Annotated in this window: 24 protein-coding genes and 1 riboswitch; of the genes, 9 read left to right on the forward strand and 15 right to left on the reverse strand. The window is 51.9% G+C overall.

Annotation, left to right across the window (positions count from 1 at the left end):
* Positions 1-7: 7 nt before the first annotated feature.
* From C3Z11_RS11390 to C3Z11_RS11405, 4 genes are all read right to left on the reverse strand, one after another.
* Positions 8-1,291 (reverse strand): Nramp family divalent metal transporter, encoded by a 1,284-nt coding sequence (locus C3Z11_RS11390; protein WP_106478081.1) that lies wholly within the window; start codon positions 1,289-1,291, stop codon positions 8-10.
* A gap of 133 nt (positions 1,292-1,424) precedes the next feature.
* Positions 1,425-2,426 carry an ABC transporter substrate-binding protein gene (locus tag C3Z11_RS11395; RefSeq protein WP_106478521.1) on the reverse strand — a complete coding sequence of 334 codons (1,002 nt, stop codon included), beginning with the start codon at positions 2,424-2,426 and terminating at the stop codon, positions 1,425-1,427.
* A gap of 46 nt (positions 2,427-2,472) precedes the next feature.
* On the reverse strand, positions 2,473-3,231 hold the full coding sequence (locus tag C3Z11_RS11400) for an ABC transporter permease (RefSeq protein WP_317450672.1): 759 nt from the start codon (positions 3,229-3,231) through the stop codon (positions 2,473-2,475).
* Positions 3,232-3,262: 31 nt separating this feature from the next.
* Complete coding sequence (locus C3Z11_RS11405) at positions 3,263-4,027, reverse strand: ABC transporter ATP-binding protein (RefSeq protein WP_106478083.1); 765 nt, start codon at positions 4,025-4,027, stop codon at positions 3,263-3,265.
* 35 nt (positions 4,028-4,062) lie between these two features.
* Positions 4,063-4,172, reverse strand: a riboswitch (TPP riboswitch).
* A 73-nt stretch (positions 4,173-4,245) separates the two neighbouring features.
* On the opposite strand from C3Z11_RS11405, the gene C3Z11_RS11410 reads away from it, so the two are divergent.
* Entirely contained in the window at positions 4,246-5,079 is an 834-nt protein-coding gene (locus C3Z11_RS11410; RefSeq protein ID WP_106478084.1) for a hypothetical protein, read from the forward strand.
* Between the two features lie 120 nt (positions 5,080-5,199).
* Positions 5,200-6,903 carry a potassium/proton antiporter gene (locus tag C3Z11_RS11415; protein WP_106478522.1) on the forward strand — a complete coding sequence of 568 codons (1,704 nt, stop codon included), beginning with the start codon at positions 5,200-5,202 and terminating at the stop codon, positions 6,901-6,903.
* 59 nt (positions 6,904-6,962) lie between these two features.
* On the opposite strand, the gene C3Z11_RS11420 is transcribed toward C3Z11_RS11415, so the two are convergent.
* From C3Z11_RS11420 to C3Z11_RS11430, 3 genes are all read right to left on the reverse strand, one after another.
* On the reverse strand, positions 6,963-7,400 hold the full coding sequence (locus C3Z11_RS11420; protein ID WP_106478085.1) for a hypothetical protein: 438 nt from the start codon (positions 7,398-7,400) through the stop codon (positions 6,963-6,965).
* A 110-nt stretch (positions 7,401-7,510) separates the two neighbouring features.
* Positions 7,511-7,777 carry a hypothetical protein gene (locus tag C3Z11_RS11425; protein ID WP_106478086.1) on the reverse strand — a complete coding sequence of 89 codons (267 nt, stop codon included), beginning with the start codon at positions 7,775-7,777 and terminating at the stop codon, positions 7,511-7,513.
* A gap of 105 nt (positions 7,778-7,882) precedes the next feature.
* The gene (locus C3Z11_RS11430; protein ID WP_106478087.1) at positions 7,883-8,851 is read right to left on the reverse strand and encodes a ribonuclease Z; all 969 of its coding nucleotides are present in this window, start codon (positions 8,849-8,851) and stop codon (positions 7,883-7,885) included.
* A 2,212-nt stretch (positions 8,852-11,063) separates the two neighbouring features.
* Between C3Z11_RS11430 and C3Z11_RS11445 the strand changes: the two genes are divergently transcribed.
* The 7 genes from C3Z11_RS11445 to C3Z11_RS11475 all read left to right on the forward strand — a co-directional run bounded on the left by C3Z11_RS11445 (position 11,064) and on the right by C3Z11_RS11475 (position 16,971).
* The gene (locus tag C3Z11_RS11445; protein WP_106478090.1) at positions 11,064-11,276 is read left to right on the forward strand and encodes a hypothetical protein; all 213 of its coding nucleotides are present in this window, start codon (positions 11,064-11,066) and stop codon (positions 11,274-11,276) included.
* A 227-nt stretch (positions 11,277-11,503) separates the two neighbouring features.
* Positions 11,504-12,421 (forward strand): endonuclease, encoded by a 918-nt coding sequence (locus tag C3Z11_RS11450; protein ID WP_106478091.1) that lies wholly within the window; start codon positions 11,504-11,506, stop codon positions 12,419-12,421.
* 174 nt (positions 12,422-12,595) lie between these two features.
* Entirely contained in the window at positions 12,596-12,781 is a 186-nt protein-coding gene (locus tag C3Z11_RS11455) for a hypothetical protein (RefSeq protein ID WP_106478092.1), read from the forward strand.
* Between the two features lie 8 nt (positions 12,782-12,789).
* Positions 12,790-13,230 (forward strand): LexA family protein, encoded by a 441-nt coding sequence (locus tag C3Z11_RS11460; protein ID WP_106478093.1) that lies wholly within the window; start codon positions 12,790-12,792, stop codon positions 13,228-13,230.
* A gap of 11 nt (positions 13,231-13,241) precedes the next feature.
* Entirely contained in the window at positions 13,242-14,534 is a 1,293-nt protein-coding gene (locus C3Z11_RS11465; protein ID WP_106478094.1) for a Y-family DNA polymerase, read from the forward strand.
* 238 nt (positions 14,535-14,772) lie between these two features.
* Positions 14,773-15,708, forward strand: a complete 936-nt coding sequence (locus C3Z11_RS11470; RefSeq protein WP_106478095.1) for a glycosyltransferase family 2 protein — start codon at positions 14,773-14,775, stop codon at positions 15,706-15,708.
* A 6-nt stretch (positions 15,709-15,714) separates the two neighbouring features.
* Positions 15,715-16,971, forward strand: coding sequence for a glucosyl transferase (locus tag C3Z11_RS11475; RefSeq protein WP_106478096.1), 1,257 nt, complete (start codon positions 15,715-15,717; stop codon positions 16,969-16,971).
* Between the two features lie 50 nt (positions 16,972-17,021).
* Here C3Z11_RS11475 and C3Z11_RS11480 read toward each other — a convergent pair whose 3' ends face one another.
* Genes C3Z11_RS11480 through C3Z11_RS11515 form a run of 8 tightly spaced genes read right to left on the reverse strand, consistent with a single transcriptional unit; the run spans position 17,022 to position 26,090 of the window.
* A complete protein-coding gene (locus tag C3Z11_RS11480) occupies positions 17,022-18,611 on the reverse strand; it encodes a glycosyl hydrolase family 28-related protein (RefSeq protein ID WP_106478097.1) in 1,590 nt (529 codons plus the stop codon).
* A complete protein-coding gene (locus C3Z11_RS11485) occupies positions 18,611-19,300 on the reverse strand; it encodes a hypothetical protein (RefSeq protein ID WP_106478098.1) in 690 nt (229 codons plus the stop codon). Before C3Z11_RS11485 ends, C3Z11_RS11480 begins: the two co-directional genes overlap by 1 nt.
* Positions 19,300-21,456 (reverse strand): host specificity factor TipJ family phage tail protein, encoded by a 2,157-nt coding sequence (locus C3Z11_RS11490; protein WP_106478099.1) that lies wholly within the window; start codon positions 21,454-21,456, stop codon positions 19,300-19,302. Before C3Z11_RS11490 ends, C3Z11_RS11485 begins: the two co-directional genes overlap by 1 nt.
* A complete protein-coding gene (locus C3Z11_RS11495) occupies positions 21,450-21,851 on the reverse strand; it encodes an NlpC/P60 family protein (RefSeq protein WP_106478100.1) in 402 nt (133 codons plus the stop codon). The genes C3Z11_RS11490 and C3Z11_RS11495 overlap by 7 nt, the downstream gene beginning before the upstream one ends.
* A gap of 9 nt (positions 21,852-21,860) precedes the next feature.
* Positions 21,861-22,358, reverse strand: a complete 498-nt coding sequence (locus C3Z11_RS11500; RefSeq protein ID WP_106478101.1) for a DUF1833 family protein — start codon at positions 22,356-22,358, stop codon at positions 21,861-21,863.
* Positions 22,351-22,836, reverse strand: coding sequence for a hypothetical protein (locus tag C3Z11_RS11505; protein WP_106478102.1), 486 nt, complete (start codon positions 22,834-22,836; stop codon positions 22,351-22,353). Before C3Z11_RS11505 ends, C3Z11_RS11500 begins: the two co-directional genes overlap by 8 nt.
* On the reverse strand, positions 22,836-25,448 hold the full coding sequence (locus tag C3Z11_RS11510; protein ID WP_106478103.1) for a tape measure protein: 2,613 nt from the start codon (positions 25,446-25,448) through the stop codon (positions 22,836-22,838). The genes C3Z11_RS11505 and C3Z11_RS11510 overlap by 1 nt, the downstream gene beginning before the upstream one ends.
* Before the next feature lie 60 nt (positions 25,449-25,508).
* On the reverse strand, positions 25,509-26,090 hold the full coding sequence (locus C3Z11_RS11515) for a hypothetical protein (RefSeq protein WP_106478104.1): 582 nt from the start codon (positions 26,088-26,090) through the stop codon (positions 25,509-25,511).
* Between the last annotated feature and the right edge of the window lie 29 nt (positions 26,091-26,119).

Raw genomic sequence — 26,119 nt, forward strand, 5'->3', positions numbered from 1 at the left:
TCTCTTGTCACTCGCCAAGGAGTGTAAAAAATAACACATAAAAGTTGAGCGCAATAATAAGCGCTGCGATCAACGCACCTATCACAGTGATGTAACGCTTGTTAGTGAGATTACCCATCAGGGATCGATTAGCGGTAAACACCAGAAGTGGAACAAGCGCGAAGGGAATACCAAAGCTTAACACGACTTGGCTGGCTACTAGTACCTGTTGCTCCGGAAGCCCCGCCATGATGATGACAAGTGCGGGTAGCATAGTGATCAGACGGCGTAGCCATAGCGGAATCGTAAATTTCATGAATCCTTGCATGACCACTTGACCTGCCATTGTCCCGACAATGGATGATGAAAGCCCGGCAAGCAGTAGAGTAAGACCAAAAATGATGCTTGCCAGTTCCTGATTCATCAGTGGTGTCAGCAATTTAAAGCTCTCACTGATAGTAGCAACTTCGGTATGGCCTTGGCCGAAGAATACGGATGCTGCGAGCGCGAGCATGGCAAGATTGATCAGGCCTGCCAGTGCCATGCCAATAATGACATCCATACGGTAATAACCCATGACCCGCTTACGATCAGCATCGCCGGTAACGCGAATACGATTTTGCGACAGCGCTGAGTGTAAATAGATCACGTGTGGCATTACCGTAGCCCCAAGTATACCTGCGGCGAGATAAAGTGAATATCCATCAGGGAAATGAGGAATCATGAGCCCCTTGATAAGCGGGGCAGCGTCAGGCTTACCGAGAATGATCTCAAGAAAGAAGCCACAAGCAACCGCTACGATCATGGCACCAATAATCATTTCCATCAGCCTGAAACCGAAACGCTGCATATAAAGCACGATAAACGTAATGGCGCCCGTCAGCAGTGCACCTTCTACCATACTTAGCCCAAAAAGCAGATTGAAGGCCAGCGCAGCGCCAAGAAATTCCGCCAGGTCAGTGGCGATGGCGACGAGCTCTGCCTGTATCCAATATAGCCAGACGACAGGGCGTGGAAAACGCTCACCAATGACTTCTGCCAAGTTTTTACCTGTGGCAAGTCCGAGGCGTGCCGAAAGCGTTTGAATCAGCATGGCCATCAGATTTGCCCAGAGTACGACCCAAAGCAGGGTATAACCATAGCGTGACCCTGCTTCGATATTGGTGGCAAAGTTGCCAGGATCGATATAAGCCACTGCAGCAATCATCGCAGGACCTAGAAACGGAAGCCAACGTGTAAGACGTCGTCCACCGCCAGCTAAGGTTTGCGTGGCGCGGGTGCGTAGGGCTTCGTCTGAAGCAGATTTGAACATAGTGGTAACTGATTAACTATAGTTAACTTAGTTTTTATAGGTTAACGTATGTCGGCTGTTTTGGCGATTAATTTCATGCTAATGGGCACCCTTAATTAGATAAGGATGCCCACGCATGGATACAAGTGTTTTGTTATGAGGAAGGGAGGGCGTTGATATCAACCGCCAACTTTTCCAGCGAGGCGCGTTTTTTAACGATACCGCGATCAAAGAGGAACGCCTCGAAATCCAGATAACGACGAGCATCCATGGCTGCCGGGCGTAAGGCAAACCGAGGAATACTGGCGTACCAGGCTTTCTTGTTGACCTCGTTGTCGAGCACAGGATCATAGGATTTGAACGTGTCCCAGCCTTCGTCAGGATGGTTGATAATCCACATCGTGGCATCTTCAATAGCATCAAGAAAACGAGCAATAAGCGCTTTCTTCTCAATCAGCGTTTTATTGTTGGCGACCAAAATCAGTTCATCGTAGTTAGGCACGCCTTCTTCCTCCACGAAGAAGGGGCGTCCCTTGACACCTTCCTGTTCCATTTGTGCCAGCTCGAAGTTGCGAAATGCGCCGGTAACCGCATCGACTTTTCGGCTGATCAATGCCGGGGTCAGCGAGAAATTCACATTGACGAGTTTTACATCATTCAAACTTAGGCCGCTGTGCTTGAGCATCGTGTCGAGAAGTACTTCTTCGACCCCGCCCACCGAATAGCCAACGGTCTTGCCTTTGAGATCCGCTATTGAGTGAATATTGCTGTCGTCCCTGACCATCAGCACATTCAATGGTGTGCCGATCAAAGTGCCAACACGCACCAGGGGAAGCCCTTGATCGACCTGTAGATGCAGCTGTGGTTGGTAACTGATAGCAAGGTCTTCACGGCCTGCCGCCACCAGCTTAGGCGGTGCACTCGGGTCCGCTGGGGTGGAAATTTTGATATTAAGTCCACGTTCACTGAAAAAGCCTTTCTGCTGAGCAACGATCAGTGGGCCATGGGTCGGATTGACGTACCAATCGAGCATAATACTCATCGATTGTAATGGAGGCGGTGCGAGCGGGTCAGGGTCCTGGACTTTATCTGTTGCAACAGTAGTGCCTGAGCCGGTGGCGGCCATGGAAGGCAGGGCAACTATCAAACTCAGCATCAAGAGACAGCTTCCAGCCAGACGGCGTAATAAATAAATCATCTGTTCATTCTCCAGCGGAAACGGATGCACGGATACGATCCGGATTCCAGGGCATCAATCGACGAATCAGCGCGTCGACAGCGAAGTAAAGGGCAATGGAAAACACTATCAATACCAGCAGGGCGGCAAACATCAGATCAGTCTGCATGCGTCCGTTAGCCTGTAGCATCAAATAACCTAGTCCGGCACTGGAGCCGACCCATTCCCCAATCACGGCGCCAATGGGAGCAGCGGTGGCGGCCATGCGAAGCCCTGAAGCAAGCGAGGGCAAGGCCGCAGGTAAGCGAATGTGCAGTAATATCATATATTTCGAGGCGCCCATTGTGTGTGCCAAGTCGAGCCACCCCTGCTGGGTCTGACGCAGGCCGTCATAGCAGGTCGAAGCCACAGGGAAATAAATGATCAAGGTGGCCATCACTACTTTGGAGAGAAGACCGTAGCCGAACCACAGCATTAAAATGGGTGCGAGAGCAAAGATAGGAATGGCTTGAGTGATCAACAGTACAGGCAATAGGGTGCGTCGCAAGGGGGGAAAGCTGGCCAGTGCCAGCGCTGTCAACATGCCCATGCCTATGCCAAATAGAAACCCGAGCATTATTTCCAGGATGGTGACTAAACCATGCTGGATCAGCATATCTCGATACTGATACAGGGCACCTAAAACGGTAAGCGGGCCGGGTAAAATGTAATGCGGCAAACCGGCAAGACTTACCAGCGCCTGCCAGACGAGCAAAAGAGAGCCTATGCCGGCGAGCGCGCTCACGCTCGTTACCATCCGAGGTTTCAGAGTTGTGCTAGAAAACTTCATCGCCAGCCTCCGCAACGGGTTCATGGCGTAGATAGTGTAAAAGCTGGGCTTGCCAGGCATTGAGTCTGGGATCGGCCGGATCGCGAGGACGCTCACCCGGTGGCGGGCCGAGGCGTTCAAGGTGGGCGGGGTGGCCCTGAAAGATCAACATCTGATCGGCAAGACGTAACGCCTCGAAAGGGTCATGCGTTACCAGTAGAACAGTACGCGAAGCCAGTAACCTGGCGGCCAATTCATGAAGCTCTAGCCGAGTGATGGCATCAAGTGCTGAGAAGGGCTCATCCATCATGATGAGAGGAGCAGATTCGAACAATGTGCGGGCAAGCGCAATACGCTGGCGTTGCCCACCTGATAAGGCAGCTGGCCATTGATGACGTTTATCAGCGAGACCAACGGACTCAAGTAGGGCTTCACCGCGTTCGATATCGGAACGACGAATTTTGCCACGCAGAGAAGGGCCTAGCACGACATTGTCGATAACACGCCGCCAAGGTAGCAGAAAATCCTGCTGTGCCATCCAGGCGACACGCCCGGCCAAGGGCTGCCCGTCATCAGTGGTGATAGCGATGTGCGATGTCTCAGGCAGCGGTAGCCCGGCAATCAAGCGTAGCAATGAACTCTTGCCACAGCCACTTCGTCCCAGCAGGCAGGTCCAACTGCCTGCTGGAAGCTCACAGGCAATATCCTTAAATAACCACTGATCGCGAAATTTGAGACGCGCAGCGTCGATACGCACGCCGAGTGCAGACATGAAAACTCCGTGACGAGGCAGGCGAAGGGCGTGCCACGGCACGTTCTGGCATTTCCTCCGCCGGTATTAGCCGGATCAGGTGCAAGGGGTTGTGTCGCCACTCTCAGCGTTCATGACATTCATGAACGCACCCCCATCCAGAAAGCGCTAGTGTATCTTGGGTTGAGCAGAAACGCCTAGGAGAATGCATGAGGCCAAGCAGTGAATTGACTCGACGAATGGAAATGTTTACAGGACTAGCGTTAACGCCATTGCCACTAGCGTGGGAGGACAGCGCCAACTGGCTGTGGAAGAGTGAAGGTGTCTCACCGGAGCTGATCAAGCTGGCGCGTATGCGTCCGGAGCAGGACGCCTTCTGGCATGGGCTCTCATCATTATTTGGTTTCGACCGTTGGCGCATAGCAGAGCGGATTCCTCATTTGGCGGGTGCCTTGCCACCCTTGTTGCCTCTCATGCCGCTACCCATGACCTATCTAGGGCAATTACAGCACTGTCCCGTTTGGAGCCTGCCTTGGCGGACGGCTTCAGTAGCCCATTGGACGACGACATTTGCTGAGCTGTTAGGCGATCATGTTGGGCGCCTTCATCGTGAAGCTGTATCGGGATGGGGGCATCCGCTGGAACGTACGTTTGCCCTTGATCAATGGCCGCTGCGTGTTAAGCGCTATCTGTCATGTTCTACACGGCGTACCGAGCTTGGTAGCCTGGCTGATCGCTTACCTGCCGTGCCGACAAGGGCGGTATGGAGCCTGCCTGATCTTCGAGTCGATCAATTCATGTGGAATGCCACGGGGTGGTTCTGGAACGACTGGGAGGCGCTATTGTGGGCACCGCTTGAATTCGACTGGAGCCTGTTTGAATTACTGCTAGATAATGAGATCCACCGTGCTGCGTTTTATGAGGCCTATCGTCTTCATGCCTCACCGCCAGACGTGCAACAACACCGCTTTCATTGCCGGGCGGTATTATGGTTAATGAATGTTTTTGGCCCTCTGAATTGGGAAACGTTAGCGAGCCGTCCTTGCTGGGTGGATAGCTTGAAAAGACATTAATAAAGCTTCTGTTTGTCGGGGCATCATTATTTTTGATGAGTTGTTTCTGATTTGCGGATTTATGCCATTGTGCAGGTGTGCAACAATGTTCTTATCACTCATCGTTATGAAAAAAGACATGTGAACGGTCCTGAAAGCTTATATCTCGTCGGTGGCTTGTTAGTCACTTTCAGCATCTTGGCGAGCCGTGTCTCGGCTAAGGTCGGTATGCCTTTGCTCCCTTTATTCCTTGGGATAGGCATGCTGGCTGGTGAAGATGGCTTGGGCATCGAGTTTCATAACTACGCATTGGCAAACGTTATCAGTCAGCTTGGCTTAGCCATCATCCTGTTTGATGGCGGCTTGCGCACGCGGATGAAAACCTTTCGTGTCGGTCTACGGCCAGCGTTATCACTGGCAACACTCGGTGTCTTTTTGACCAGTGGACTGACGGGACTGGTGGCCATGTGGATCTTTGGGCTTTCTCCCCTCGAAGGGCTGTTGGTAGGGGCCATCGTGGGCTCCACCGACGCAGCTGCTGTCTTTTCGATGGTGAGCGGTGCCGGTATCAAGTTGAATGAACGCGTTGGCGCGACGCTGGAAATAGAATCCGGTACCAACGACCCGATGGCTATCTTCCTGACGATCATGCTGTCCGAAATGTTGATTGGGTCGCTTGGAAGCCCCATCGCGACAATATTCATGTTTGTTCAGCAATTTGGTATCGGGCTGGCGTTCGGTATCGGTTTTGGCTGGTTGTTTGGCCGACTGCTTAAATGGCTTGAACTGGCTCCTGGCCTGTACTCATTGCTGGCAGTGGCTCTTGGGGTTGTACTCTTTTCGATCACCAATATGCTCGGCGGCAGTGGTTTTCTGGCGATTTATCTAGCGGGACTGCTGATCGGTAACATGCGAGGCCGACATCTTGAATTCATTTTACCTGTCAATGACGGGCTGGCATGGCTTAGTCAGATAGGACTCTTCATCACGCTGGGTCTATTAGTCACCCCAAGCGCCATGTTCGATTACGCCGTGCCTGCAGCGGTGGTTGCCTTGGCGTTGATCTTCGTTGCCAGGCCATTGGCCGTCGTGCTGTGCTTGCGGCCTTTTTTTGGCTTCCGCTGGAAGGAGCTAACATTCATTTCATGGGTGGGACTACGCGGTGCAGTACCTATCGTGTTGGCGATAGTACCTGTCATTACCGGTGTCGAAAATTCAGCGCTTTATTTCAATGTGGCGTTCTTCGTAGTGCTTATCTCGCTGTTACTGCAGGGAACGACATTGGCACCGCTGGCAAGATGGTTGAAAATCGTAGTGCCAGAAGGCGTTACGCCACTACGCAGGCGCTTACTCGATGTACTGCCTGACGATAATTATGAAATGTTCATTTACCGTATCGATAGCAAACGCGTCGAGGACATTCCGCTGCGCATGCTGCGTTTTCCTTCAGGTTCGACTATTGCAGCGCTGTTTCGCGATCGCCAGATGATCCACCCCAAGGGCAGTACACGACTACGGCATGATGATCTGGCATGTGTCATCGGCATCAGTGATGACCTGCCAGCCCTTAATAAATTATTTGATGGCGAGGCACGTCTTAGACAGGAGCGTGAGTTTTATGGTGCCTTTACGCTGGAAGGCGATGCGCCCATGCGCGATGTTGCCGATGCGTATGGTTTAACGCTATCAGAGAGTGAGCGCGATCGTACACTTGGCGAGTTCATTGCGCATCGAGTCGGCGGATATCCCGTGGTTGGGGATGACATCGATTGGCATGGCATTCATTGGGTAGTTAACGAAGTGGATGGAAACCGTGTTATTCGCGTCGGGTTGCGTCTGCATTGAACAGTTTGCTGTGGTTAGCTAGAGGCGGGCAGCGAAACTACCCGCTTATATGTCAGCAGTTACTGCTGAGTTTGCATAAGAATATTGTTGCTGCCTTGAGATACGGTGAGCTCATTATCGGGGTCCTGATAATTGAGTACTTTCATAACGCCATTATCAAGTGCCAACAAGGTCATTACGGGATGGTTAAGCGGCGCTACTAACTGATAGATAGTCTGATTGGGGTAACGCAGGTTGCCCATGGTTTCAAATACCGTGCCCGATTGATCCTTTTCTCCAGGAATACGCAGCAGGTATTCCATCGGATCAGCAACGGTCGACTCGCTCAATGTCAGGCTTATCGGCTTATCCGGACAATGCGCGCATTGAAGTTGACCTTGATAAGTCGTCGTCTGTCGATTCTGATCGAATTGAGGGTAGCGAGTAGAACTAGTGTCCTGCGCAGCACATCCCGTCATGCCGGCAATTAATATGCCACCTAAAATGCTTAGTTTCATGGGAATCCCTTCCATTCAATGAGTGGCAATAGCCATGACCCTTTCAACATGAAAAGCCCCGCAAACTAGGCGGGGCTTTGCTGTATAACATGATGCAACATGGTGTTTGCTTAATTCATCATGCGCCATTTGTAGCCTTTCTCATGCGTTGGCGGCAATGGCTCATCATCATAATCAAGCTGGATACGGTAATCCTCACTCAAAAGCTGGCCATGCTGATCGCACTCTTGGAACTCACCCGCATGACCTGGACGATCTCCCGGTTCAAAAAGCGGGTCGGCATGATTACCGTGACGATCAACACCGCCTTCACGATTCATTTGGCCCTTGGTGAACCCTCGTGTAGAGCCATGGCTCGGAGATTCTCCTCCAATCATCTGACACCTCCTTTTGACATGATGAAGCAGCATGTAAACATGTCTTTCTTTCTCTCAAGACTAGAAAGCATGCCCGCGAGGTGCAAGTTGAAAAGCTAATAATTCCTAGATTGTTTTTTGTGTCAAAACACCTTCGCGTGAAAGCTGGTAGATATCGAAATCATTGGCGAGGAATAAATTGCCCCGATAATGATCTTTAGCCTCTTTGCGGACAGTGTCGATGGATATTGATGCTCCACTTGCGTATTGGTAGCGTGGGCTGAAGTGTGTCAGAACAAGATTTTTTAAATGGTGTTGGCGTGCAAAGCTCGCCACGTCAAAGGCAGTACTATGGTGATTGTTAGTCCCCAGTCGCTCAACAACCTCCCGGGTATAGGTTGCTTCATGAACCAGAACGTCGGCGCTAATACACATATCAGTGAGTAATTGAGGCATATCATTGTCGCCAGCGATAACAATTTTACGTGCGCGCCTTGTCGGCAATAGATAATCCTCGCTTCTTAATATCGAACCATCCTCTAGTCGAACATCATTACCTCTGATGAGTTGTCCCCACACAGGGCCAGGCTCTACGCCAACAACTTGAAGCCGTGCACTATCAATTTTTTGTTCGACGTTATTTTCAGTAAAGGCATACCCATACGAAGGGATACCGTGAGAAAGCTCGGCAGCCTCAATGTTAAAATCCGCGCCCTTGATAGGCGGTGCAACATCGATAATGTCAATGAATTCAATAGGGAAGGTGAGATGCAAGGCTGTTGCGGCCTGGATAGCATCAACAAAGTGCTTGATCGAGGCTGGGCCGATAAGACGTAACGGCGTTTTCCGTCCTGCCATTGAGGCGCTGGATAGAAGACCGGGTAGCCCATAGCAGTGGTCACCATGAAGATGCGTAATCAGGACGGCTTCGAGCCAGATTAAAGATAACTTTGTATGTAATAACTGCTGCTGTGTTGCCTCACCGCAGTCAACTAGGTACCAACGCTTGGAATTTTGTCTCTTGACCGCGACGGCTGACACATTACGTACTTTGGTTGGCACCCCAGCAGAGGTCCCTAGAAAGATGATTTCCATATAACCTGCCTTGCTTATTAGTGTTCCTGCCTATTGCCAGCTAGTTATCAATTCTTCCTTAACTACCTACAACTTTTGTGAAAGTGGCGGAGGGGCAGGGCTTCGAACCCTAAAAGAGCTATAAACCCTCGCCGGTTTTTAAGTTATATCCATCCAACACAAAAATCGTCATAAGTATTCAAGGCCCCTTTGCAATGTCATATTGCTGAGCGGCTTTGGCCTAACCTAACTATATGTACCCTGCACCTTATAAAAATGCATTTACCTAGCATTATGGAGGAGACACAGCATGAACGTATCACCCAGCCTCGAAGTAGGCGACCAGCTATCGATAGCGCGAGACAAGCTCGGCAATCTTGATCCCCAGCCAGGAGACAAGATGTACGTACTTGAGTCAGGGAACCTAGTAGCAGGTGACAGAGCAAACGAGAGCTTTGCTAAATACCAAGTACACATAGACGAATTAAGAAGGGATGTTTGCGTCTGCACTGTGGTGGTACGCATGCGCTAGTAAAACAGCCCGAGGCGGCAGGTGCTGGGTGACGAATAAAAGCGATCTATGACGGATTTAGGTTTCTCCCACTATGACTGCCTGGCCGCTGCTCATGGGCGTTGCTGTCATGATCAGGATCAACGGCATCGATAAGTTCGAACCCGCGTCCATTGCGATAATGAAAAGCAGCAGGCGGGGGCAGCCAAACAGTGCGCTTCCCCGCTGCCTGATAGAGATTGGATCGAGTATCACGCTTGTACTGAGGCCGCTAGTACTCGGGCCTCTGTCGACTTGATGATTACGCTTGGAGTGACTGGGACATACCTGGCTCGCACATCTGTCTGCTCAGTCGCCTACCTGGTCGCGCTACTGTTGCCGCTTGCCATGCTGGGCTGCTCGGCCTTGAATTCCTGCTGCGTAACGATGCCATTGAGCGTTATATGAGCTGATAATATATGGAGTGAGGGGAAATGCGGAGGCGAACGGCGGGCTTATTGATTGTGCTCATGATTGGTGGGTTTATTGGCAGCATATGGCTCTATGCTACATGGGCAGGATGTGAATATGAGGAGAGCGATGCGCTGTATTGTCCTCTGCTAACTGAGAAGTGGACCGACTGACCTAACAGATCGATCGCTTACGATAGAAAGCAACTACAAGCCGCCATGTGCGGCTTTAATTTTGCCTGCTGGTTGGGATGAGGATCCACAAAACACGGCATTATTGAGGGGGCGAGTGATGAGCTTGCCGTATATGGAGGTGCTTTAATTGCTTGTTATGCCACAAACAAGCCAGACATAAGGCGCATTTTTTATAAGAATGACCACAGTTATCTGTGAGGAGGACGATATTCTCCATATAGCGAGGCACGCTCCTTCATGCGTTATAAATACCCGAAGGTGAATGATGATCTACTTACTTTTCCTTATCCTCTCATGGCTTTTTATTTGGGCTTTCATGGTAGGCGCTCGTGAATAAGATCGACTGCTATAATCCTCGTAAGTGCAGCTTAAGAGCGGCTCAAGAAGGTTAATAACTTGAGCAACACCAGTGCACACCGGCGCCGCTACTAATCAGCATAGGCACCGTTGCAGAGAGGCTTGACTGTGACCGTTCAACCGGCAGCCCTTTTAGGTCTCTATTACACTGCCACATGATTGTGCATCTTGACTGGCAATTACCCAATCCGGTTAAGAGCCGAATGCTGCAAGAGCGCAAAGGCCGAGTGCGCTGGATCAAGAAAGCAGAAGCGGTACGATTGAACTAGGGCGCCAGCCAGCCTCAATCAAAATCGAGTCACACTGAAAGACCGGCAGGCAATATTGAATCACTGATAAGGAGGAAAAGAAGGATCAGTTGATAGTAGCTGAGAACGAAAAAAGCCTCGCAGCACATAGGCTTACGAGGCTTTTTAATGTTCGAGTGGCGGAGGGACAGGGATTCGAACCCTGGAAGGGCTATAAACCCTTGCCGGTTTTCAAGTTATATAATCTAAGCGAAAAAACAAAGTAACCTGTTGTTTTAATTATACTAATCGCCGGACGCAACCACGATTATCTAGTTGATATGGGTGCATATTGTGCACGCAGTCACATTTTAAGACAGCATTCACACACAATATAATCACACCATCAAAAGGCCCCTTTGCAATGTCACATTGCTGAGCGGCTTTAGCTTTGCGCGTGCCGGTCGATAGGAAAAGAAAGAGGAGGGAGCGCCATGCAAATCGACCCGGTACAGTTTCGTGAAGTAAACGGCGGCCATGAAATGTATTGCCCCAAGTGCAAGACACGTGAGCTACGGCCTGACGACTCCAAGAAGTGGGAAAATTTCGATGTATGGATGGAGTATAAGGGCTGTAATGAGATTCATACGCTATGCAAAATGTGCGGCAACACGTATGTAGTGCGTACGGTCTCGACTGGATGGTGACCGGCTTACGCGGCTTCATTGCACTTGCCTTACTCATCCCATCTTTGGCGCTTGCCGACTACAGCAGCGCTAGATCATTTAAGGCCACACTTCGTCGCTATCAGTATCATCAAAGAAATTCCACATAAGCTTGAGAACTAGCACTTGTAGCGCTTGGGTAGAGAACATGATGGCTCCTATGGAATGTATGGCTTCCCTGCAGAGGGCTCACCTACACTGGCAGCTTAATGTTACGTTCTCTTGAAAATTTCACGGGCTCGCTACTAATGCGTCGTTTCATCACTTTCTTGCCATTCCTATTGGCATTTCCCGTTTTTGCTGACGCCCCAGCCTCATTTGATGCTGCCAAGCGTGTTGCCTGGGAGATCTTCGCGGATCACAAGACAACGTTCTACTGCGGCTGTAGCTACTCGGGTCCAGATAATACGCCTGATCTCGCTAGCTGCGGGTACCAGGTGCGTAAACAGGAAGCACGTGCAAACAGAATTGAGTGGGAGCACATCATGCCGGCCTACGATTTTGGCCGAGCGTTGCAGTGCTGGCAGGACGGTGGACGCTCAAACTGCGAAGCAACCAACCCAGAGTTCAACAGGGCAGAAGGGGACTTGGTTAATCTCGTGCCGGCGATAGGTGAGGTGAATGGTGATCGCTCGAACCTCGGCTATGGCATGGCAACCAGCGCGGATGCTTACCAATACGGCCAGTGCCAATCCAAGGTAGATTTCACCGTCGATGTTTTCGAACCCCGCCCCGAAGTGCGCGGCGACGTAGCACGGACCTACTGGTATATGCGCGATACGTACGGCATCAATGTCAGTGATCAGCAGCAGCGGCTGTTTGAAGTGTGGGCCCAGCAGGACCCCGTCGACAACTGGGAGAAGCTACGCAACCAGCGCATTGTCGCAATCCAGGGGCATGGCAATCCGTACGTCGAGAAAGATGCCCAGCCGGCACCATTGCCTACTGCAGCGGCTAACGATCCGGTATTCGAGCAGTCCACTACCCAACAGTACGAATGTGGCACGAAGACCACATGCGGAGCGATGAGCAGCTGCGAAGAAGCTACGTACTTCTTACAGCAATGTGGTGTGACGCGACTCGATGCCGACAAAGATGGCGTGCCGTGCGAGTCAATTTGTAAGTAATTGCTAAAACACCTCGAATGCCAGCCGATAGTACAGTGCTATGGAAATTTTTATGCCGGCCCCTCAGCGCCGGCTTTTTTTATGCTCTAATTTTGCTTATGCCTCCTCAATCTAGCCTGGTCCTTGCCGATTACTGTATATATAGACAGTAAATCAAAACAGGGAGGGCCCATCATGGATAATCTCAGCACCACCTCTGCGGCCGAAGAGCCGCAACGCAGCCACATAACCCTACAACACGAGCCTGACGTCGAGACGCTCGACAAGTGGAAAGTCACGATTAGGGCGTGGCAACAGTCGCCTAACGTCAACGTGCACATGCTCAGCCCGCTGAAAGCCGCACTAACGTTTCGGAACTGAGGTGTGCCATGGCCACTGTATCTAACCTTATTCCCGCCCGGATTGACCCTCGCCACCTGGCGCTGCCCTATGCTATCTCGTTTACCCGGGCAGGGCTGTCAGGATTCCCTAGTCCGGCACAAGACTATGACGGTGGATCACTCGACCTTCACGAGCGCTTCATTCGTCACCCCAGCGCGACGTTCTATGTCACGGTCGATGGTGACAGCATGCTAGAAGCAGGTATCCATCCTGGCGACACGCTTATCATTGACCGATCGCTTGAGACACTCCCCGGCCGCATTGTCATTGCTGTGGTCGACGGCGAGATGACCGTCAAGCGTTTTGAGATCCGCCACGGTCGGCCTTACCTTGTCTCCGCCAATCCGAAGTATGCCCCGATCCCGTTTAACGATGACGGGTATCAGATCTGGGGTGTTGTGCGCTGCGTAATTCACGAAACGATTTAAGGGGCGGTGTCATGCGTGGACCGTTTGCCTTGGTCGACTGCAATAACTTCTATGTGAGCTGTGAACGCGTATTCCGACCACACCTTGAGGGCGTGCCTGTGGGCGTGCTTAGTAATAATGACGGCTGCATCATTGCGCGTTCGAATGAGCTCAAGCAGTTGGGCGTCGAGATGGGCACACCGGCGCACATGCTTGATAAACGCTTGTGGCGCTACGGTCTGGTGCTGTGCTCAAGCAATTACGAATTGTTCGGCGATATGAGCGCGAGGGTGCTCAACGTGCTGCGAGAGTGGTCACCGGACGTCGAACCGTACAGTGTCGACGAAAGCTGGTTGGGCTTTGCCGGCTTCGATCCGGCTGCGCTGCCCAATCATTGCCAGCGCATGCGCCAGACCGTGCGGCAATGGACCGGCATACCGGTATCGGTCGGCGTGGCGCCGACGCGTACTCTGGCCAAGCTGGCAAACCGGTACGCGAAGAAGAACCCTGCGACCCAGGGCGTTCATATCTTCGAATCGGCGCATAGCCCAGATGTCCGCGCTCTTCTTGAGCGCACACCAGTCAGTGACCTTTGGGGGGTTGGCGGACGCATAACGGTTCGATTAAAGGATCTCGGCATTCATACGGCATGGGATCTTGCTCAAGCCGAGCCTAAACGGATTCGAAAGCATTTTAGCGTCGTGCTGGAGCGTACCGCGCTTGAGTTGCGGGGCATTCCCGCGATCGACATGAACGATTTCAACGAGCCGAAGAAGAACATCATGACCAGCCGGTCATTTGGCAGACTGACAGGCGACGCAGGCGAGCTACGCGAGGCCGTGCGCCAGCATGCTCAGCGTGGTGCCGAGAAGCTGCGCGATCAGCGCTCACTTGCGCGTGCGGTGATGGTGTTCGTGCAGACCAACCAGCACCGGCTGGATTTGGCGCAGTACAGCAACAGCGTTGTCGTTGCCTTGTCCCGCCCGTCGTCGGACAGCCGAGATATTATTGCTGCGGCACAGTTTGGCTTGGAGAGGATTTATCGTAAGGGGTATCTGTTTATCAAGGCAGGAGTAATGCTGCTGGACCTGATCGACGCTGACCAGCAACAGTTGGGGATATTCGAGACGCCGATAACCGAGGCCAAGCGGGCACGTTCCGAAAAGCTCATGGCTGTTATGGATCAGATCAACAAGCTTCAGGGGCGCGGGACAGTGCGGTGGGGTATGACGGGCGATAGCGCCGCCTGGCATCTGCGCAGCGAGCACCTCTCTCCGCGTTGGACGACACGGTGGGAAGAACTGCCGAGGGTTAAGTTGTGGTAATTACATTATTGAACGGCTTGAGCTCATCTGTAGCTACCAGGCTTATAGGGAAAGTCAGCCGCCAAATTTAATGCAGAAACAACGGAGAAGTGCGAGCAAGGAGGTAGCGGGGCGGGTAGTGCGTGGCATTCCCCTCATTACAGAATAAGCGTATCGGCATAGTCCGATTCTTATGGCATTATGTCGCCTTTTTTTAGCGGATGCTGATACATGCTCGATCGGCTTATAAGAGGTGCGCATGGAAGAATCAAAGCAATTACCTTTACTATCGCTCATCGTTCCGGTGCTGAACGAAGAAGAGTCAATCGGGCCGTTTCTTGATGCAATTCAATTGAAGCTTGCTGGCTTGCCTGCTGATCTCGAAATACTGTTCATCGATGATGGCTCTACTGATGGCACCATCACCGAGATCGAGCGCGCCGCCGCATACGACAACAGCATTCGCTATCTGAAGCTCTCTCGTAACTTCGGCAAGGAGGCCGCAATGACCGCCGGTCTCGATCATGCCAAGGGCGATGCCGTGGTACCGATCGACGTCGACCTACAGGACCCGCCAGAGTTGATCCATGAATTCGTGCGGTTGTGGCAAGAGGGTTACGACACCGTCTATGGCATGCGAGCTAGTCGAGAGGAAGACGGCCGCCGCAAGCGGGCTTCTGCCGGTCTATTCTATCGGGTCTTCAATCACCTCTCGCATACCTACATCCCGCCGAACGCGGGTGACTATCGCCTGATCAGCCGTCGAGTGGTTGATGTGATCAGGCAGATGCCGGAGCGCAACCGATTCATGAAGGGCATGTTCGCGTGGCCAGGTTACCCATCTACAGGCGTCGAGTATGATCGTCCGGCGCGTTTTGCTGGTGAAACGAAGTGGAACTATTGGAAACTTTGGAACTTCGCCCTTGATGGCCTGACGAGTTTTTCGACGTGGCCGCTGCGGATCTGGTCGTATATCGGTGGTGTTATCGCTCTCCTAAGTTTGATCTATATGGTCGGGATTATTATCCATACAGTCATTGCGGGCGTTGAATGGCCTGGCTATGCGTCGATCATGTCAGCAGTGCTGTTCTTCGGATCGATTCAGCTTATCTCAATAGGCGTACTGGGTGAGTACATCGGGCGGCTTTACGTAGAATCCAAGCAAAGGCCTATCTATATGGTTGATAAGGATTAAAGAAGAATGTTTGGTACGCATAATAAAATGCTGGTCGGTTGGAGCTTTTTATTCTTGGCGCTATTCGCTGTGATAGTATCAAGGCGCGCTGATATTATATTTAATGCTCAGCCATGGGCCGAAGATGGAAATATATGGCTTGCTCAAATATATAACAATGGATTCTGGAATAGCGTTATACATCCGCAAAATGGTTATTACCAAACAGTATCAAGACTGGCTTACGGTATTGGTATATTATTTGGAGTGGGTAACGCGCCGCTTGTTGCCAATATTATAGCAATATCTCTGCGATGCGCCTTCGTGATGTTCATCCTCTCAAGCCGGATGAACAATATACCTCTAAAGTACCGGTTAGTAGCCGCATTTTATTTTTTGGTTATGCCTAACCTTGGTGAAGCATACGTTAATATTACCAACGCGCATTGGTATCTGGCCGTATACTTGCTAGCAGTAATACTTTGCGAGGATGCCGCAAACAAATATTGGAAAACTCACGACTTTGCTGTCCTATTTTTAAGTGGAACAAGCGGGCCGTTCGTAATTTTTTTAGCTCCTTGCCTCATAATAAAGAGGATAGCTCAAAGGGGCGGGTTCGTTAATGCTATAAAAAGAATCAATTTGTTTGATCTGGTTATGGCGGCGTTGTGCTTTGTGCAACTTATTGCAGTGTTGAGCATATCTGATAGCGATAGGGTATCAGCACCTTTAGGCGCGTCAGTTGGACTGTTGGTAGAAATATTCTCAGCAAAAATATTCGCAAGTACATTTGCTGAGGCCCATGATGCGGTTGGTATACTCCGAACCCCATTATTTGCATGGCTCCTATTCTTGCTTGTTACAGGAGGCGTTATATATTTCACCTTTAAATCTGAGTGGAGATTTAAAGCTGCCGTTATTTTCCCAATAGTGATGATTGGTTTTGCATTGTCGAAGCCTATGGTTACGCCATCGGAGCCGTTAACATTATGGGAAATAATGTTAATACCTCTTGCTGGTCAGAGATACTTCTTCATCACTAACTTTGCCTTTTTCTGCTTCCTTTTATATGCAGTCCACAAGATAGGTGTGAAAACAAATTTGATGCTTGCTGTCCTTGTTCTTGGATTAATACCAACATTACATAAAGACTTTTTTATTCCTCCTTTACCGTATATTAGCTTTTATGAGGACATCGAAAGGTTTAATAAGGCTGAAACAGGCGAAGTGGTTAGAATTGCAATAACACCTCCAAGATGGTTTATGGTGCTGGAAAAGAAATAATCTGCAAGGCCTCCAGGTAGGAGGCCTTTTTATATCCTATGGCAGTGATACTAATATCCATACGCTACGTAGTTTATACGGTAAGACTCACCTACCGTCAGGCCTGTAACCCTAATTCCGAATGAGTTGGTGTATGCGGTGTTGTCACGAGGAGCTGTTACTCTCGCTGTGTCTGAGGATGGGTTAGACCCGAAACACACTATAGCGGTAGCCACGCCTGTTCTCATTTGTTTATTCAATTCAACTCTACGAGTTTCCGTTGTAGATGCAGCTGTAAATACAGCAGTGCCTACTCGTAGCTGCTGATTTGAAATATCAAAGTCATACCGGCTATCTGTAGAGTTCTCGTATTGAACAGACAAATCCAGATTTTTGAATGACCCTGAATCACGCCGATATTCTCCTGTTCCAGTAACACCTGACACAAAAGTGCGGCAAGCATAAAGGCGAGTTGTTGGAGAAATAACAACACCAGTATCAGTGGCGGCATTGATACCAGTGGTCAAATTCTCCGCTGAAATATCAATAGATACGTGGCGTTGGTTGACTGCGATCTGAACGCCCTCACTAGCGCTTGATGTTGTGTTCTGGTTGACACCAATGATGGTGGTATTCTTGATTTGACTAAGATCATCGCCACCTTGATCTGCATCCGCTCCCAATACGACGCCGCGAGTCTGCTTCCCATCTATATTGGCAACATATAACAGGCATGAGCTCACGATTACCTGAGCAACGTTAATGGCTCGGATACAGATCCCTGTGCTGTTAATGTGAGTGTTATCCACAGACAGGTATGGGTTGCGTTCTCCAGTATAGTTTTCCCAGTTAATACCGTACTCAAGACCAGACCCGGATAGCATTGTGGTATTTGAGACATGAACGCCTTCCCATCCACCATTGACTTGTACGCCACGAGTGCCGTCATGCACACGAAGATTATCAATGATCACATCAGAAGCATCGGTCTTCTGTCCATCTAGGAAGATAGCTGTCCCACCGCCTACAGTGGTCTTACCTTGGTAAAGAATGTCTCGAAAATTAGCAAAGGTACAGGACTCTGCATAAATGCCATTACTCCAATAGAGGTCATTAGTCACACCGGATAAGCGTAAATCTGAGAATGAGGTGTCAAGACTATAGGCATTACCACCATCGGAGTTGATGAGAGAGATTGCGGAGGCCGTGCCCTGGCCTCGGGTTTCCAGACCTAGTTTCTCGAATCGGCAAGTGGCCTTATCACCAGCACTAAAGGACTCTGTGCCTTCAGTAATACGGATACCAGCACCATCTGCGAACACCAAACGAGATGACTCAGGACCTGTCCCTACAAGACCTGTGTCTTGGGTTGGGCTAAGAGTGACCGCAATGGTCGACGCAATGAAATAGTTCCCAGCAGGAACATAAGCGACGCCTTTAGTCATAGCTGCTAGAAAAGCAGCGGTATCATCGGTACTACCGTCTCCTTTCGCGCCAAAGTCTTTGACATTAACAATGTCGGCAAAGCGGTCAGACAAAGCGCGACCTGCCGTGGAACCCGTAGCCAGAATCGGAGTGGATGCAGTAGCTATTTCGGCTACCGGAATTTCAGTTTCGCCGGTAGGTGTGCTGAGAGTGTCGAGACGAAGAATAGCAGGCATTAGTTTTGCTCCTGGCCAGAAAGAATGACCCAGTCGGTGTTTTCAGGGATGGTTACGGTGATGCCATCGGCGATGGTGAGTGGGCCGATTGATGCATAGTTGCTGTTAGGTTCGAATAGCGGCGCCTCAGTCATGATCTTGCTGTGACCGAAGTAGGGCAGACCGAAACTTCCAAGCTCGTTGGGATGCGTTTTGAATACCAACTCGCCGTTCTCAAGGCGATAGCGTGACTGACGGTTCCGGCGCGTTTCATCCATGAACACATGGACGACTTGGCCTTCTGTTAACGTCGCTGCGCTCGCGTCAGCGTAAGTGTCATAGAAGAGGATGTTGCCGCTGGCTTCAGATGCCGTCCGCGAATTTTCCGCCGATTGAGCTGAAGATTGCGCAGAATTGGCAGATGAGGTAGCCGCCGTCTCAGCTTGATCAGCCGCGGTTTCCGCACGCTCACTTGCTGCCAAGGCCTGCTGATAAGAACCATCGAAGTCTTCGATAAGCTGATAGCGGAGATCGCTGAAAAGCTTTGTGAAGCCGGCATATGTGGTGAGGTCTTTACCCAGGCGGCTGGAGGCCGTGTAGGTGTCCGAACTCAGCAAAATGTCGAATAGCTCCGCGTTAAACAAAGCGTCCCGCAATTCGCGGGACGGGACAGGGTTGCTGGTCGGGGTGATAGCGTGCGCTTCGGCCATTAGTAATCCCTAGCGAACATGCGTTCGTCATAGTTTTGGAGGGTAAGTTCGACTAAGCCGTTGTCTTTGGGCTTGCGCCCAGTCACTACATAGTCATGGGCGGCAGGATCGGATGACAGCGCGATGAGGTATCGGCTACCGGCCTGCCTTGAGTTGAAGTCGGAAATAAAGGGCGAGAAGTCACCCATGTAGGCACTAAATGACAAGCTATCGATAGGTGTTACAGGCACGGCATCACTGACGTTGCCTTGCTGATCGGTCATGTAGACAACGTAATCAACGCCAGCTTGCCAATCCACGCGTTCACTCATCGTGTAGCGATAACCGTCGATACTTAAGATCTCGCCTTCTGCTTCGGCGGTATCGTAGATGTCCACGTATTTGACCCGATCACCGAAATCAACGAGATAACCGTCCGACAGCACCTTATCGACGATCTTGCGCCTCTGATAAACCAGGCGTAGCGCCTCCATCCATGCTCTGTCCTGCGCCTGAATCTTGTTCCGGCAACCGGCCAGATCTAACTCATTAGGACGGCTGGCAAGGCCCTCGGTGATATTGCCGTCGCTATCAATAACAAGACGGATCTCGGCAGAACTGTCATCACTGGGATCGGTGTACGCCAGTGTGACGCCGTTGTAGTCGCTCGGTCGCTGTAGACTGTAGGTTTGCTGCTGATTGTCCCCGGAGGCGATATTGCGGCGATTAAACATGGCAACGACTGGCTTATCACCTTCTTCGCGAAAGCAGCGCCACACGCCGCCGTCGCGATAAACACCGACCCGGGCAGCGTTACAGATCGTCTTGACGCGCTCACCTAGACTGATCGCCGAGTCATCCATCGAGAAGTCGAAGTAACTGAGTTCAGGTTGCCGTGCCTGCAATTCATCCTGGATGGCATAGGCACTTTCAAGGTCAACTTCATCCAGATCGCGCCCAGCTGCTTCTACCATCGTGTAGCGGAACGCATCAGCGAAGCCGCGCCGGCCTGTGAATTCACTGTCGCGGTAGCTGTAAAGCTTGCGTGTACACTCAAGGTTGATCTTGCGCTCTGACGAGGACAGCGCGTATTCGGTCGCCTTGGTAGTAACATCTACCGTAGTGACGTTGCCGAATCCCGAGCCGCTATAGGCGCGAATGGCGACGGCGGTTTCCCACTTGACCTGCCGACTATCGCCCGCGTTTTTGCTGGGTGCGCTGGAAATGCCTGCACGAACGCGGTAATAGCCTGGAGCGACTATAACCTTCTCTGTATAGAAGCGCGGGTCTAGCGTGCGATCTTCCTTGTAATACGTGTACTCAACGACTTCGCCGATCACGTTGCCATCAATGTCGGTCTGCTGAATTTGCACCTTCCACTCGACGAACAAGCTGGAGCCATCTTCAGCACGCAAACCTTGAGGAAGCTGGAAGTGATTCCAGACCTGCTCAGCGTAATCTGCCAGCTGGAACCAGCCAATCCATGTAATGTCGCCGGGATCGTCTGCTGTTCCGCTACGGTCAGTCAGCTCCTGACCGTTGATCTCGTTGGATTCACGCGCAATCAAAAGGTTTTCGGGCACGCTGCCCGGGCCATGGATGGTGTAGCTCGCCCCTGGCACGTTATCGAGCGGTGACTGATCGGTCCTGACCTGATGAATCTCGTACTCACCGACACCCAGACAGAACACCTCGCGCACGTACTTGAGGTTGTCTCGGTATTCATAAATCGATGGCTGAATAAGGTCGGGATAAGCCACTACGCGCCCGAATATCTCAGGGATAGCCTGATAAGGCCGGGCAATGTTGGTCTGTCCTTTGAGCGAATTGTTGGGCGACTCGGTATAGGACTGGTCGGCGCTCTGCGGGATCGTTGGACGTGGGATCAACGACTGCAGCGCCACCAGCGCCACTACGGCAATAATCGTGATCGTGATCGGATCCAAGCCGCTCGGATTGTGAACGATGGTCAATACATCTCCATCACAAGCAACGCTGTCCCATGCGGGCAAGTCACTCGTGATATTGACTCCGTTATAGATGACATCTGTCTCGATACCACCGAATCCCGGCGCGTACATCTCTTGGATATACTCGATCAGGCGACGCCCGGCAGGTACCTCGGCCAAGTCACGATTGCGCGAGACCGGATCTCGATGAATAACAATGGTCAGCATCCGGTATATCTCCAAAACTCAAGGCGCGAATACATGCGCCTAATGGCGCGCAGCGGATGGTTAAAAACCTGGCCGCCTTTCTCTTCGTCGCCGTAGGCGTGGACGCAGCGGTCATCGATCACCAAGCCGATATGGCAAGGCACATCATTCTGGAAAGCCATAAAGACAACGCCCTGATCGTCACGCTGCCAGTAACTACCCGCGACCTGCTCGAAGTAGCCGTCTGCGATGCCTAGGGAGCGATCTTCAAAGGCTGGAATGGGCGCCACTTCGACGCCCTCGACCTCGCGGTAATAAGCGATCACCAGCCCCATGCAGTCATAAGCGTCCGGCCCTTGGGCACGATTAACCCAGGGCGCGCCGACGACGCGTCCGATGAAGGTTTGTTTGTCCATGGGAACTCGCTAGATGTTTTTCAGGCCGGGGAAGTCGACGGGGGAATATTCCCGCGATACGTCACGCGTGCTGGGATTGTCGTCTTCTGCCTTGATCGACACAGTGTCGGCTTTAAAAGCGATGTCGCTGATATAGAGCGCAATTACCTTGGTCGGGCCGGTAGTGACGCTCGACAGGTACTGCCGATAGGTCAGCAAGGCAGGCTTGAAGAAGTCGGCTCCGTCGAGCTTGCGCAACTGCATCTTTACCTGACTGCCGACGCGCCCCAGATCGACTGAAATCGAAGCGTCTGGCGTATCGGTCTGGTCCGGTGTCGAAACCGCGAAATTAGCGGCGCGGAAGGTGACTGTCTCGCCGGTTTCTATTAACAGGTCGCGATCATCGAAGCCTTGAATGAAGCGCAGACTGCCGATCTTCTGGTGATAAATCTCGAAGGTCAGGTACTGCATAACCTTGGCCGGCTTGACCGAATGAAACTGGCGCACTTCAAGAGAGGCTTCAGGCATCTGGCCACTCCTTGTTAACGGTACGATCAAGGTATTCGAACTGCAGCGGGTAGGCCGCGCCGTATTGTTCTGACCACTCCAGGATCACGTCATCATCGAACTCGCGCACGAGGCGTTTAGCGAAGCACTCACAGCCATACGTCAGAATGTTGCCAGTTTCGCTCTTGAGCTGCGGATAGCCATCGACGGTAAAGCGAAGCTCATGCTCGACGAGTCCTTCCTCGGTCTTGACCGGCATGATGAAGCTGGAAAGACCTTTGTCGCAGTAGTTGGGTGATTCCAGCCATATCCTGAAGATGTTGGCCTGCTCCCGCGTCATCGTTAGCGAGAACGACCAGAAAACAGGCGTGTTCTCGGTCAGCCGCTCGACATAGCCGGGGCCAACGGCAGGATCGGACATGCGGTAAGTCGCCGCCTGCGACCGCGACTTACCGCTCACCATCATGAGCGGCAGCCCTTTAGGATAATTGACTGCCATTAGCTCGATTTCCCTTTGACGTTGTACCCGGACGTGAGACCGCTAGCGACGGCACCGCTGCGCCGGCTCAACTGACTGGCAACTTCATTGACTGCTAAATTGATGATGCGACGATCATTGGCATCTGTGCCGCCGTCAGAAGCCGTCACCTCAGCGCTCGTGTTGTTTTGAACATTCACGACGATGCCGCCACTGTTCCCGCTGGTCATGTCGTTGTTGCTGGTGACTTTGCCATTGCGTCCCGGCAACAAATAAGACTGTGTGCCCTGTGTGTACAGTTCGGGCTTACCGTCTTCGGTGACCCGGTACGCATTGCCTGCCGAGACACTACCGCCGTACTGTCGGCCACCTGCCATGGCTAGCGTTGATGAAAGGGCGGTCGTACCAATCAGAGCGGCAGCTGCGGGGGCTGCGTTCCCACCAAATGACGCTAGTGAGGCGAGTGCCGCCGCAGGAGCGTAAGCGGACGCCATCGAAGCGCCGGTAGCGGAAGCAGTAGCGGACGCAGCGGTCTGTGCTGCTTGCCCGATCGCGGCGTTGAGCGCCATTTGCACGCCCAGCTTGACGAATGATTGCAGCAAGGAGGCGAGTACGGTCTGCCCGATCGAACGCAACGTATCGTTGAGCGATTCACCCTGGCTTACGGCATTAGCAAAGGCATTGGATATAGTGTCATCGAGCGAAGTGAAGGCATTGCCTAACGACTCGTTGAGGAACGTCAACGGGTCAGCCGAATTCTCTTGGAACTCGACGATCTTGGCTGCGGCCTGCTCAGTGAAACCGGTAAGCTCTTGGATTCGAGCGATGTTGGAATCGCGCTGAGCTTGCAGCATGGCAGCTTGATGCTGCTTTTCCGCCTCTAGTTCAGCCTGATTCATTTCCGCAACTTTTGCGGCATACTCGGCGTTGTTGCGTTCAAGTAGTTGCTGCTGCTGTGCACTACCTTCTTCATAGAGCGTCTGGATCTCAAGGTTACGCTCTTGATATTCGCGATATGCCGCCTCGCTCTCGGTTGCAAGTGCTTCCTCGACCATACGTCGACGGCTTTCCAATTCTTGCTGCAGCCGCTCGGCCTCTTTTGCTGCCTTCTTGGCCACTGAGTCATCAACATCTGTTGTGGCCGGAGGTGTGACCGTATTGCGTGATCGTTCATTTCGGCTGGACTTGAGCGCTTCAAGCTGCTTGATCGCTTCTTTCTGCGCCTCGATCTCGCTGGTTACGCCGGAAAGCTCCTGCTGTGCCTGGGTGTAGCCGGTGATATTGACGCCCGATACACCCAGCACGCCGCTATTCTTGAGGCTGTTATCATTAAGCGCTGCCTGCGCCTGCTGCACTTTCTGGCGCGCCTGATCGGCTTTGGTCGCTAGATCAGCGAGCGTGCCACCGAAGTCAGCGATCTTGTTGTCGATCTGCGCGTCGGTCAGGTTGTCGATGTCTCCGGTCAGCTCCTGGACACGCGCTGAGAGCTTGGCCGCACGACTCTCGGCGCCGAATAGAGAATCACGGAACTGATAGATAGCTGTGGCTGCGAGAATGGCCACGCCAACAGGGCCACCCAGTGTCGCCATGGCCGCAGAGAGACCACGCACCGCAATGGCTGACGTAGCCGCTCTAGCACCCATGGTGCTATAGGCGGTAGTGAGGGAAGCGGCACCCAAAGCGGCCGCAGCTTGCCTTGCCACTGCTGCAGTCAACGCCTGAACAAGACGCACGCCAATTGCTGTGGCGGCTAGGGATGCAACACTCGCTACATCGTCAATGTTCTCTGACAGATAAACCAGTGTATCGCCAGCAGATGTGACGACCGTGCGCACCGCCTGACTGTTGCCGATGAACTCCATCAGGTTGTTGTTAGCCACGGTAGTCTGTTGGCCGAACGTCGCCACAGCTCGAGTAAAATCGTTCTCAACTGTGTCGGCATAGCCTTCAAGCGACTTGACGAGTAGATCCGCCGTAATACCGCCTTCGGCTGCAAATTCACGAAGCTGCCCGATGGTCTTGCCAGTTTGGGCCGCCACGGCGCGAAGGATAACGGGTGCTTGTTCAGCAACTGCGTTGAATTCATCCCCTCGAAGCGCACCAGCAGCCAAGCCTTGCCCGAGCTGGACTATGGCATTAGAGGCCTCTTGGGCTGTTGCGCCCGACGCTGCAAAACTCTTGTTGATCGTTTCCGTCAGGGCAATAACACGATCTTGTGAGACGCCAAGCCCTTGCGTTGATCGTGTCAGGCGTGAATAGAGATCAGCGGTCGCCCCGAAGCTGGAGCGTGAATCATTAGCGACTTGCATCAATCGATCTGTAACGTCCGTCAGCTCTTGCTGGCTGTCCGTCACTTGCCTGATTGAATTCTGCGCACTGGTCCAAGCGTCGGCGTAGGCAATGACCTTTTGCGCAGCCATCGCGGAGCCAACCGCAGCGACCAATGTTTTCAGGTTACCCAGTGGGCCGAGCGCATCACTTACAGACCCATTGAAACTCCGAGTTGCTTTCTCTGCCCGGCCAAGGCTTGATTCCATGCGCCGGGATGACTGATTGACTTGACGCTCGGCGCTAAGCAGTCCGTCAGTTTTCGCGTCTACGGAATAGAACAGAGTGCCGGCATCGAACGCCATATCTTTCTCCAGGCATAAAAAAGCCCGGCGCTATGGCCGGGCTGTCTTCTCTTTTTCAGGTTATATGCCGCATTGCGACAATCCTGAACTTAATGTTTCGTCTAGCGCATACGTGCCATCTGTCGAAGCAGTGGAGTTATTTACACCCAGCCCGATAACTCTCACCATTAAAATCTTGCCACTTTTCATTTCATTAATGATGGTGGCCGACTTTTCTTTTGATGCGGTTGTATATGGGCTGCTCATCTTCATGGCGTTATCTACAGCCTGTTGAACCGCTGGATTATCAGAAGATGCAGGAGCCTTATATGAAGCACCTTGCTTAACTTGCGTTTCGGATTGGCTGATTCGGATAGGCTCATTACTATCAATCTTGATTAATACATCACCAACCGGAAGATTGTAGTTATTACCAATCCCGAATAGATCATTACCATCAGCATCTTTGGCCACGAAAGGGTAATAACGTACCCCGTATGCCAGCGGCATGTTTTGCATTGCGTCGTTAAATTTTACGGTGCATGCGCTAGTTCCGTAAAAAGAATCAGTTGTTTCTTCTGCTACCCATTTGCTTTGTGGTGCGATTGAAGAGCAACCGGCGAGTAGGGCGCATGTGGTCGCCGCTATGATCAATTTATTCATCTCATCCCCGTCCCATTGGCTTATCAGCA

It is taken from the genome of Phytohalomonas tamaricis (genome assembly GCF_003012345.1).
Taxonomy (GTDB): Bacteria; Pseudomonadota; Gammaproteobacteria; order Pseudomonadales; family Halomonadaceae; genus Phytohalomonas; species Phytohalomonas tamaricis.

Bases quoted from the DNA above. Each gene is read 5' to 3' on its own strand.
- C3Z11_RS11395 (WP_106478521.1), bottom strand. From the start codon at position 2,426: ATGCTGAGTTTGATAGTTGCCCTGCCTTCCATGGCCGCCACCGGCTCA.
- C3Z11_RS11450 (WP_106478091.1), top strand. From the start codon at position 11,504: ATGTTACGTTCTCTTGAAAATTTCACGGGCTCGCTACTAATGCGTCGT.
- C3Z11_RS11495 (WP_106478100.1), bottom strand. From the start codon at position 21,851: ATGGACAAACAAACCTTCATCGGACGCGTCGTCGGCGCGCCCTGGGTT.
- C3Z11_RS11410 (WP_106478084.1), top strand. From the start codon at position 4,246: ATGGAAATGTTTACAGGACTAGCGTTAACGCCATTGCCACTAGCGTGG.
- C3Z11_RS11455 (WP_106478092.1), top strand. From the start codon at position 12,596: ATGGATAATCTCAGCACCACCTCTGCGGCCGAAGAGCCGCAACGCAGC.
- C3Z11_RS11390 (WP_106478081.1), bottom strand. From the start codon at position 1,291: ATGTTCAAATCTGCTTCAGACGAAGCCCTACGCACCCGCGCCACGCAA.
- C3Z11_RS11505 (WP_106478102.1), bottom strand. From the start codon at position 22,836: ATGGCAGTCAATTATCCTAAAGGGCTGCCGCTCATGATGGTGAGCGGT.
- C3Z11_RS11430 (WP_106478087.1), bottom strand. From the start codon at position 8,851: ATGGAAATCATCTTTCTAGGGACCTCTGCTGGGGTGCCAACCAAAGTA.
- C3Z11_RS11465 (WP_106478094.1), top strand. From the start codon at position 13,242: ATGCGTGGACCGTTTGCCTTGGTCGACTGCAATAACTTCTATGTGAGC.
- C3Z11_RS11405 (WP_106478083.1), bottom strand. From the start codon at position 4,027: ATGTCTGCACTCGGCGTGCGTATCGACGCTGCGCGTCTCAAATTTCGC.
- C3Z11_RS11470 (WP_106478095.1), top strand. From the start codon at position 14,773: ATGGAAGAATCAAAGCAATTACCTTTACTATCGCTCATCGTTCCGGTG.
- C3Z11_RS11475 (WP_106478096.1), top strand. From the start codon at position 15,715: ATGTTTGGTACGCATAATAAAATGCTGGTCGGTTGGAGCTTTTTATTC.
- C3Z11_RS11510 (WP_106478103.1), bottom strand. From the start codon at position 25,448: ATGGCGTTCGATGCCGGCACTCTGTTCTATTCCGTAGACGCGAAAACT.
- C3Z11_RS11460 (WP_106478093.1), top strand. From the start codon at position 12,790: ATGGCCACTGTATCTAACCTTATTCCCGCCCGGATTGACCCTCGCCAC.
- C3Z11_RS11445 (WP_106478090.1), top strand. From the start codon at position 11,064: ATGCAAATCGACCCGGTACAGTTTCGTGAAGTAAACGGCGGCCATGAA.
- C3Z11_RS11485 (WP_106478098.1), bottom strand. From the start codon at position 19,300: ATGGCCGAAGCGCACGCTATCACCCCGACCAGCAACCCTGTCCCGTCC.
- C3Z11_RS11420 (WP_106478085.1), bottom strand. From the start codon at position 7,400: ATGAAACTAAGCATTTTAGGTGGCATATTAATTGCCGGCATGACGGGA.
- C3Z11_RS11490 (WP_106478099.1), bottom strand. From the start codon at position 21,456: ATGCTGACCATTGTTATTCATCGAGATCCGGTCTCGCGCAATCGTGAC.
- C3Z11_RS11500 (WP_106478101.1), bottom strand. From the start codon at position 22,358: ATGCCTGAAGCCTCTCTTGAAGTGCGCCAGTTTCATTCGGTCAAGCCG.
- C3Z11_RS11480 (WP_106478097.1), bottom strand. From the start codon at position 18,611: ATGCCTGCTATTCTTCGTCTCGACACTCTCAGCACACCTACCGGCGAA.
- C3Z11_RS11425 (WP_106478086.1), bottom strand. From the start codon at position 7,777: ATGATTGGAGGAGAATCTCCGAGCCATGGCTCTACACGAGGGTTCACC.
- C3Z11_RS11515 (WP_106478104.1), bottom strand. From the start codon at position 26,090: ATGAATAAATTGATCATAGCGGCGACCACATGCGCCCTACTCGCCGGT.